The organism is Bowdeniella nasicola, from assembly GCF_900107735.1.
Classification (GTDB): Bacteria; Actinomycetota; Actinomycetes; order Actinomycetales; family Actinomycetaceae; genus Bowdeniella; species Bowdeniella massiliensis.
In genome coordinates this window covers 119374-128208 of the sequence record NZ_FNQV01000010.1, presented here as the reverse complement: position 1 = coordinate 128208, position 8835 = coordinate 119374, and the positions used below count along the sequence as shown (strand labels likewise).

At 63.3% G+C, this 8835-nt stretch carries 7 protein-coding genes; 3 read left to right on the top strand and 4 right to left on the bottom strand.

The genetic code is table 11. The features are described 5' to 3' along the window. Positions 1–244 precede the first annotated feature (244 nt). Entirely contained in the window at positions 245–1402 is a 1158-nt protein-coding gene (locus BLU67_RS08760) for a GNAT family N-acetyltransferase (protein ID WP_092565065.1), read from the bottom strand. A gap of 59 nt (positions 1403–1461) precedes the next feature. Here BLU67_RS08760 and BLU67_RS08755 point away from each other — a divergent pair, with 59 nt between their 5' ends. Next, entirely contained in the window at positions 1462–2058 is a 597-nt protein-coding gene (locus BLU67_RS08755) for a TetR/AcrR family transcriptional regulator (protein ID WP_315971784.1), read from the top strand. Positions 2059–2190: 132 nt separating this feature from the next. On the opposite strand, the gene BLU67_RS08750 is transcribed toward BLU67_RS08755, so the two are convergent. Then, positions 2191–2688, bottom strand: a complete 498-nt coding sequence (locus BLU67_RS08750) for an aminoglycoside adenylyltransferase domain-containing protein (RefSeq protein WP_092565063.1) — start codon at positions 2686–2688, stop codon at positions 2191–2193. Between the two features lie 472 nt (positions 2689–3160). On the opposite strand from BLU67_RS08750, the gene BLU67_RS08745 reads away from it, so the two are divergent. Further along, the gene (locus tag BLU67_RS08745; RefSeq protein ID WP_092565061.1) at positions 3161–4381 is read left to right on the top strand and encodes a polysaccharide deacetylase family protein; all 1221 of its coding nucleotides are present in this window, start codon (positions 3161–3163) and stop codon (positions 4379–4381) included. A gap of 90 nt (positions 4382–4471) precedes the next feature. Here BLU67_RS08745 and BLU67_RS08740 read toward each other — a convergent pair whose 3' ends face one another. Beyond that, positions 4472–6226 carry a sialidase family protein gene (locus tag BLU67_RS08740; protein WP_092565059.1) on the bottom strand — a complete coding sequence of 585 codons (1755 nt, stop codon included), beginning with the start codon at positions 6224–6226 and terminating at the stop codon, positions 4472–4474. A gap of 285 nt (positions 6227–6511) precedes the next feature. Here BLU67_RS08740 and BLU67_RS08735 point away from each other — a divergent pair, with 285 nt between their 5' ends. Next, on the top strand, positions 6512–8212 hold the full coding sequence (locus BLU67_RS08735) for an alpha-glucosidase (protein ID WP_176780759.1): 1701 nt from the start codon (positions 6512–6514) through the stop codon (positions 8210–8212). 10 nt (positions 8213–8222) lie between these two features. Here the strand turns inward: BLU67_RS08735 and BLU67_RS08730 are convergent, their stop codons facing one another. Then, on the bottom strand, positions 8223–8825 hold the full coding sequence (locus tag BLU67_RS08730) for a class I SAM-dependent methyltransferase (protein WP_176780758.1): 603 nt from the start codon (positions 8823–8825) through the stop codon (positions 8223–8225). Positions 8826–8835 lie beyond the last annotated feature (10 nt).

The following is an 8835-nucleotide window of genomic DNA, read 5'->3' as shown; positions in this document are numbered from 1 at the left end:
TTACCGAGCACATAATCGATGAACGCGGCGAAGGTAGCTTGCTGTGTTTGATCCTCGCGACGGAAGCAAACCGTGGCCCCGCAATAGTTGCATCTCCATCGCTGAGCCCCGGCCGCGCTGCGTCCGTATTTACGCATCGGCTGGAAACAGATCTGACACTTACGAGCTTTGGGGGACTTGGTTCGCACCGGTCAAGTTGACCCGCACACAACCAGGCCGATGTCAACAACCCGCCGGGATTAGCTCATTTCGAGCTAATCACCCCGACTTTCCCGCACCACAACGCGGCAAACTCCGATCTTAAGCAACACGTTTTGGCCGGTAACCCGCGCGCGTTCTCAGAAGCAAGTCGCGCATAGACGAGGGTGTCGGTCCATTCGCCCTTACTAAAACAGTCCTGAACGTGATGTGCTTCGAGCCGCATTCCTAGGCGCCTGGCCAGTGCTGCGGAGGCGCTATTGCGAGCATCCATCTGTGCGGTGATGCGGTGAAGCTTGTAGTGGTCGAACCCGAGAGCGAGCACTGCCTGCACAGCCTCGCTGGCGAAACCTCGTCCACCGTGTGTCGGGTCGAGGACCCACCCAATTTCGCCTTGGTTGTGCTTGTCATTGGTGAGCCACAGAACTACATCCCCGATCGCGATGCCCTCAAGCTCGATGACCAGCGCAAGCGAACCACTCTCACCATCGAGGCCGGTCTTGCCCAGGCGCTCGGCGAGCTTGTCACGGGCGACTTCCGCGGTCCACGGTTCGTCCAGCAGGTAACGGGCAACATCTGGTTGCGAGTACAGCTCGTGAAGCCATCCGGCATCGTCTGCGTTATGCAGACGGAGGCGCAATCGCTCCGTCGCCAAGGGCCACTGAACGGTAGGCGCAAGGTCGCGTCGGTAGTGGAACAACTCCTCGGAGTGTCCTGCAGGCGTAGTCCCGACGCGTTGCTCAACCAAACAGAACCCCGCGGCCGTCAAGCAGCGCTGCGAGGCTCGGTTCTCCGGGAGCGTGCGTGCAGTCAGGAATCGAAGACCACTGTTGTCTGCAAAACGCGATGCCAGTTCCAACGCTCGACGAGCATGCCCTGCTCCCCGTGCATCGGGATGAATCCAGAACCCGACCTCCGCAGCCTCGGAGCTGACGCCGAAAAGCACCACGGACCCTACGAACCGGTCCGTCTCTGCATCGGCAACTGCGAGGACTGCCAACCTACCCGATGACAGACCTGCTGCGACCTCGTCTTGGATCATCCGCCGCACGGACTCGGGGCTGTATTCCGGTTTGGGCAGGTGACCAAACTGCCGCACAGCCTCGTCCTTGGTGCCGGCTGCATATGCTTCCGCGTCCAGCGCGGACAGGGGACGTAGGCGAGTGTTCTTAAAGGTGATTGGGAGGGTGGTGGCATCCAGCATCCTCTTAACCTAACATAGATTGGATAGCTAACTGAAGCATGTTCGGTTAGGGTGGTGCGGTGAGCTACTGGGAACACTGCAAACCTGTGCAACGTCTCCGTGCAGTGGACATCGTGAAGGTTGCGAGGGCGTCCGTGAGACTGCTGGACGAAGGCGGATTAAGGGCCCTCACTCTGCGATCCGTGGCGCAACAGGTCGGTGTCGCCCCAGCTAGCCTCTACTCGCGCGTGGAATCAGTCGACGATCTGTTTGACCTCGCTCTCGACACAGCGCTCGCAGACGATCCCTTGATGTCCGAGGCGATCCGCAAGGCCGACCTGCCCTCCCTGATGCAAGCCTTCTTCGCGCACCTCACCACCCACCGCTGGGCCGGTCTGGTCATTGGCATGCGCGCACCCAGGGGCCCCGCCTACCTGGCCCTATCCGAGCGGATGTGCGTCCTGCTCGAACAAGCGGGCGCGCCGGATCCGCTGGGAACCGCCTACCGATTGTCCAACCTGGTGATCGGTTCTTCCCTGACCGCACCCATGGCACCCGACGAAAAGCGAGTCACTATCGACCCTGAGCAAGCCCCCACGTACGCGCGACTCCACGCGACGCACCACATCAGTCCGCAAGAGATCCTTGCTAACGGAATAAAGGCACTCTTGCCGTAAGGGACTCTTCTGCTTCGGGGCTGCCTTGCGATGCAGATTGCCACAGGTTTGTCTGCGTGAGAATGATGGGCGCATTGGAGCTGGTCTCGAGAGCAGGGCGTGCTTGGCCCCTGGTCCATGTCATTGCCCCTGTCATTCAACAACGTAGCGCGAGGCCATCTTTGCGAGCCGATGCGCTGGCTCAGTGCTGGCCTCAGTTCCCACAGTCCACCGAACACCATCAATTCCGAGGTAGCGGTCTCGAGCGCGCTCCAACACAGCACGGTCCGCATCCGAGAGCATCGCTCCGATCTGGCCCACCGCCTCATCTTTCGGAACGATCTTTCCGGTTTCGAGTGTCACCAGAATTCGCGCAAGAGTAAGGAGAACATTGCACTCGTCTCCTTCGACCCCGGCCACGACCTCCTCGACACAATCGGCTACAGCACGACGCAGGACCTGAGTCGGAACTGTGGGCAGTAATGATGTCAGAGGCGGACCTAGCAACACTTGGTTAGCTTGCTGCGCGGTAGCTATCAGCACGGTGACATCCGGATCAGTCGATGGGACCGGGAGTTCGCCTTCGACATAGTGATGCCGCAGCCACTCACCATATTGAAAATCGCGTACCGGGACATCCTCCCAATTCACGGTCTCCGCTCACACCACGCTGGTTAGTTCAATCGGACGCCGATCTTGGGTTTCAGGGAAACGCGCAGCATGACCGCGCCATCCGGAGCAGGCAAGGAGAAGATTCACTACATCACGCCGTTCAGCGCGAGACAGCGAACGCCTAGTGATCATGAGTAAGTCAATGTCGCTGTCCGGTCGCAAACCCACTCGATACAGCTGAGCCGAATACGTAGAGCCCTAGAACATCGCCAGGTTTCGTTCGCTCGACGTGCTGCACCACAGGAGCCACTTGCGCATGCCACTCTTGGTTGTACCCCACGGTGTCATTGTCTCAAGCGGTGCCACGTCAGTTGTTTTCGCTGCCTCACCACCGTGGGCTTGATGAGTGTGCGTCGGATTTTTCGATTGATGCGCGCGCCCCGCAGAGGCCGTGACATCTCCTCAATGCGGAGTAGGGTCGAGTAATCGATGGACGACAGGGAGTTCCACCATGAATCGATCGACCCGCACCGCAGCGGCCAGTGCCTGTCTCTCCCTGGCGATCGCAGCCTGTACACCCAGCAATCCGGCGCCGAGCGATAGCTCGCCGGCGGAGACGACGCCGGTGCCCTCCGCATCATCTACCGAGTCGGCATCGCCCGATCCGAGCCCGACCACGTCGGAGCAGTCCACCGCGACGCCCAATCCGCCGGGCCGCAAGGCAAGCAACGTCCCAATGGAGAAGCTGAAACCGGGAGAGAAGGCGCCGCAGTTCATCATCGTGTCATTCGATGGCGCGGGCTCACACGCCAAGTGGCAAGAGTTCATGGCCGTCGCCAAAAAGACCGACGCCCGCTTCGTCGGGTTCGTGACGGGCACGTATTTCATCGACGACCAGCATAAGACCGCCTACCAGGGGCCGGGGCACAAGGCCGGCAAGTCGTCGGTGGGATTCGGTGGCGATGCGCAGCGGATCGCGACGCTCGTCATTGACCTGAACGAGGCGTACGCCGCGGGCCATGAAATCGGCACGCACTATAACGGCCACTTCTGTGCCGGGGCCGGCCCCTCGGGCAATGACTGGTCCACCGCCGATTGGAAGAATGAGATCGGGCAGTTCAAGAAGTTCCTCACCGAGCACAAGGCGATCAACGGCTACGACGACTCGTTTCCGGAGCTGAAGGTGCCCGTCGAGCACATCAAGGGTGGTCGCACGCCGTGCCTGGAGGGAAAGCTCGAGGCGATGATCCCGGCGTGGAAGGATGTCGGCTTCACCTATGACACGTCGATGGTGCTGTCCAATGGGCTGTCGTGGCCGGAAAAGATCGACGGGATCTGGGAGTTCCAGATGCCCGTCGTGAACTCTCCGGCCTTCGACAAACCGGGTTATAAGTCGCCGACCGTCATGGCGATGGATTACAACTTCTGGATCAAGGTCAACGGCGGCAAGGACGATAAGTCCAAGACGGCGGAGATGACGCGCGCCGCGCGCGAGACCTATGACTACATGTATGAGCAGGCGTTCGGCGGTAACCGGGCACCGCTCGTCATCGGCAACCATTTCAATAACTGGTCAGGCAACGCCTTCAATCCGGCCGTGGCCTCCTTTATGGCGGACACGTGCGGCAAGGAGGCGACCTACTGCACGACCTACCAGGACGTCATCGCGTGGATGGAGCTGCAGGACCCGGAGGTGCTGAAGGCGCTGCTAGACCAGCCGGCTCACCCCTGACGCGTCGCCTTGGTGACGAGGTCGGCCATGGCTCTGGTGTTGTAGGGCCGCCGCCCCGGGAGACTGGGGCGGCGGCCGGTTGGGGCGAGGCTACTTGAGCGTCACCGTGGGTTCGGACAGATTCACCGTCGTGACGTCGCTACCGGAGGTCGAGACCCAGCTCGTGTTCGGGGTGAAGGAACCCGCGTCGAGGTCCGCCTGCGTCACCACGTGGAAGGGGAAGGTGCAGGTGTAGGACGCGTTGCCGCCGAGCTGACGGTAGCGGCAGTTCTGCCGCGCGTTATTCGGGTCGAGGTTCTCCAGGTTGCCCGTCGGCACGACCGTGGTGGTGGCGCTGGAGAGGTTGGTGACCTCGAAGTTGAAGCGCAGGACGTCGCCGACCGCGTACGGGCCCGACTTCGGGTTCGTGTGCGTCGCCTTGACCGAAATCCGGCCATCGACCTCGTCGGCGTTCCGTGGCACGATGACCGTCAGGATGCCCTGGGAGGTGCGGCCCTTGTTGGTCGTGAGCGTGAGCGGGATTTCGTAGGTTCCGCCGGTGGCGCTCGCGGGCACGGTGATGCTCACGTCGAAGCTCGTGGAGCGGTGCGGCTGCACGCGCTTGGGGGCATCGAAGTCGACGCTCCAGCGCTCGAGGGCGTCCGCGGTGATCGAACCGATCTTCAGGACCGGGCCGAGCTGGTTTTGCAGCGTGACCTCGACCGTTTCGGAGGTGCCGCGCTCGATCGTCGTTTCGTCGGCGGTCATCGGGGCGCAGACGCCCTCGAGCCAGGCCATGTTGAACTTGGAGAAGACGATGCCGTTATGCCCCGGTTCCCACAGCATGCCGATGGTGCCGTCGGGCAGGGTCGCGAGCGTCGAGTACGCCATTGCGCCCGTGGTAAAGACCTTGGACACCGGCCAGGTCTGGCCGTCGTCGCAGGAGACGCGGACCGTGCCATTGCTGCGCGAGGTCTTGGATGCGGCGTTGGAGAACAGCAGGACCTTGGCCTTGTCGCTGCCTTCCTCGGCGTTCGGGTAGGCCCGCACGATGGAGGCGTTGTTGCGCGGATCGATGAGGTTCTTATCCAGCGTCCAGGGGCCGTAGGTGTGGCCGCCGTCGGTGGAGTAGGCGACCTTGCGGTAGCCCTGGGCGTCGAAATCGCGCGAGTTCAACATGATCGTGCCATCGGAGAGCTCGACCGTCTTGTTCTCGTCCATCGCGGGGCCAAAGGGCTCGCCGGCCTGCCAGGTCTTGCCGTGATCGTCGGAGTAGATCGAGACGGCGAGCGGGCTGCCCTGGGCGGGCAGGATCGCGTACTGCTGGATGAGGCGACCGGCGTACTTGCCGTACTTTAGCTGGATGCCCTGGCCGGAGGAGGCGAAGCGCGCTTTGACCGAGAGGTCGGGCGTGATGTCGGCGGTGATGTTGCGCGTCGTCCCCGTCGCGTCGTCGTCATGGGACTCGGCGACGACGGCGTGCAGGACGTTGCGGTCGCTCGGATCGACGCCGGGCTTCGAGCCGAAGAAGCCCTGATCGTAGGACTTGACGTGGAAGTTGAAGATCGTGCCCGTTTCGCGATCGACGAGGTAGCTCGAATCGGAATAGCCTTCCTTCGGGTGGCTGGCCTTGCCGGCGTTCACGACGGTCTGCTCGTCCCAGGTGGCGCCGTTATCGCTGGAGGCGCGTTGCAGGATCGAGTTGGGGCCCGGAGCGTCGATGCCCGTGGGACGGCCGTCGTAAGAGGCGAGGACGGTGCCCTCGTTGGTGACCGTCAGGGCGGGGATCCGGTAATTGGGGGAGAGGCCGTCGCCGCCCATGGCGAGGGTCTGTTCGGTGTAGAAGGGGTTTTGGCCCGTCCACAACGGATCGGCGTCATAGTCGTCCGCGGCCTGGGCAGAAACCTGCAGGGCGAGAAGTATGGCCGTTGCAGCAGCGCCTAATGTTAGGCGGCGAGAATTTCAGACGCCAGACAACAGACAAGCTAGCACGGTCTGGCTCAACCGTAAAGCGATGAATTTACTGCGTAGTGGGTGACAGTTTGAAGGGATTCGTCTTCCTACTCAGCCGAAATGAAGGCTCGGCTAGCGACTTGAGACACTCGTACTACAGATGTGGGATTTCCGCGAAACTATGCCTACGGTAGAGCCGTGAACACCAAACCGCAGCTGGACCAGTGGTGGCGCGATCGCGTCGTCTATCAGATCTATCCGCGCTCCTTCGCGGATTCGAACGGGGATGGCATTGGCGATCTGCGCGGCATCATCGAGCGGGTCGATCACCTGGCGGAGCTCGGCGTTGGGGTCGTGTGGCTCTCGCCGATCTACGCTTCGCCGCAGGACGATAATGGCTACGACATCTCCGACTATCAGGCGATAGATCCAACCTTCGGGACGCTTGCGGACTTCGATGAGCTGGTGGCGGCGCTGCACGAGCGCGATATCCGGCTGGTCATGGATCTCGTCGTCAATCACACCTCCGATGAACACCCGTGGTTCGTCGAGTCGGCGAGCGGGCGCGAGTCGGCCAAGCGCGATTGGTACATCTGGCGGGATCCGAAGCCCGATGGCAGCGAGCCGAATAACTGGGAGTCGTTTTTCTCCGGGCCGACGTGGCAATTTGATGAGGCCAGCGGGCAGTACTACCTGCATTTGTTCTCGCGCAAGCAGCCGGATTTGAACTGGGAGAATCCGCAGGTGCGGCAGGCGATCTACGCGATGATGCGGTGGTGGCTTCAGCGCGGGGTAGACGGTTTCCGGATGGATGTCATCAACCTCATCTCGAAGGTTAAGGGGCTGCCGGATGGGCCCGTCGGGCCGACGGGGCGCGGCTCCTGCTTCGAGGCGTGCGCGAACGGGCCGCGGTTCCACGAGTTTTTGGCCGAGATGCACCGCGAGGTCTTCGACGCCTACCCGGATCGCACGTTCTTAACCGTCGGGGAAACGCCCGGAATTGGGCTGGATGATGCGCTGAAATGCTCGGATCCGGCGCGGCGGGAAGTCGACATGGTCTTCCAGTTCGAGCACGTCGGCCTCGATAACAATCCCGGCGATAAGTTCGCCGTCGAGCGGCCCGACATGCGGCTCGCGGACCTCGCGGGCAATCTTGCCGCGTGGCAGGAGGGCATGGGCGAGGTCGGCTGGAATTCGCTGTACTTCGAAAACCACGACCAGCCGCGCTCAGTGAGCCGGTGGGGCGATGAGGCGGAGGAGTGGCGGGCGAAATCCGCGAAGGCGCTCGCGGGCATGCTGCACGCGCACCGCGGCACGCCCTACGTCTACCAGGGCCAGGAACTCGGGATGATTAATGTCCCGTGGACGAAGCTGAGTGAGTTTCGGGACCTCGAGGTGCTGAATTACGTGGCGGCGCGGGCCGCCGAGGGACGCAGTTTCGCCGAACTCTTGCCCGGCATTGCGCGCGTGAATCGCGATAACGCGCGCACGCCCATGCAGTGGAGCGACGAGCCCGGCGCGGGGTTCACGACCGGTGAGCCGTGGCTTGCGCTCAATCCCGCGGCGCGCGAGATCAACGCGGCGGCGCAGGTGGGCGTGGCGGGCTCGGTCTTCGAGTTCTACCGCGAGCTCATCGCACTGCGCAGGGAGCTGCCCGTCCTCGTGGCGGGCGACTTCGAGCTGCTCTCACCCGCGCTCATCGACGCCGAGCGGCCCACGGTGTGGGCGGTTCGACGCACCTTCGAGGGGGAGCAGTTGACCGCACTCGCGAACTTCTCGCGTGAGGACGTCGACATACCCGAGCAGTGGTGGCCAGCCGGAGCCGAGGTCGTCCTCACGAGCGAGGACGTCACCGCGGGGCAGCTGCGCGGCTGGCAGGTCGTCTACCTGCGGCACTAACGTCGAGGCGCTAGGGCTTTGTGGCCCGCAGCCAGCGCACCCAGGGGGCCGTCGTCCCCGTAGCGACATCGATGAATCCGGCCTCGCGGGAGAGCTCGCGCAACCGAGGCTCGGGCAGGGCGGCGCGCACACAGCCGTGCCACCCGAAGGCCAGGCGCGCACAGCGCGTCGTCGGCCGCGCGATCTCGATGACGAAGAGCGTCCCGCCGCCACGCAGCACGCGCGCGAGCTCCGCGAACGTGGCCGCGTGTTCATCCGGCTCGACGTGGTGAACGACGAGCGAGGAGATGACGCGATCGGCCGCGTCGGTCGGGGCCGGAAGAGCTCGAATGTCGCCCTGCACGTAGCGCTCGATGCTACTGTCGCGCCGCCGCTGGGAGAACTCGACCGAGCGCTTGTTGGGCTCGACCCCGAGGACGCTGCCGCGTTCGCCAACACGCGCCGCGATCCGGCGCGTCAGCCAGCCGGTGCCGCTGCCCGCATCGATGACGTGTTCGCCGGCGCGCACCCCCGAGGTATCGAGCAGGCTCGCGAACAGGGCCTCGCGTCGCAGCAGCGTGAGCGGCGCCATGGCGGCGTCGAAGAGCCGCTGGCCAAGAAACAGCCGGGGCATGCCGAGGATC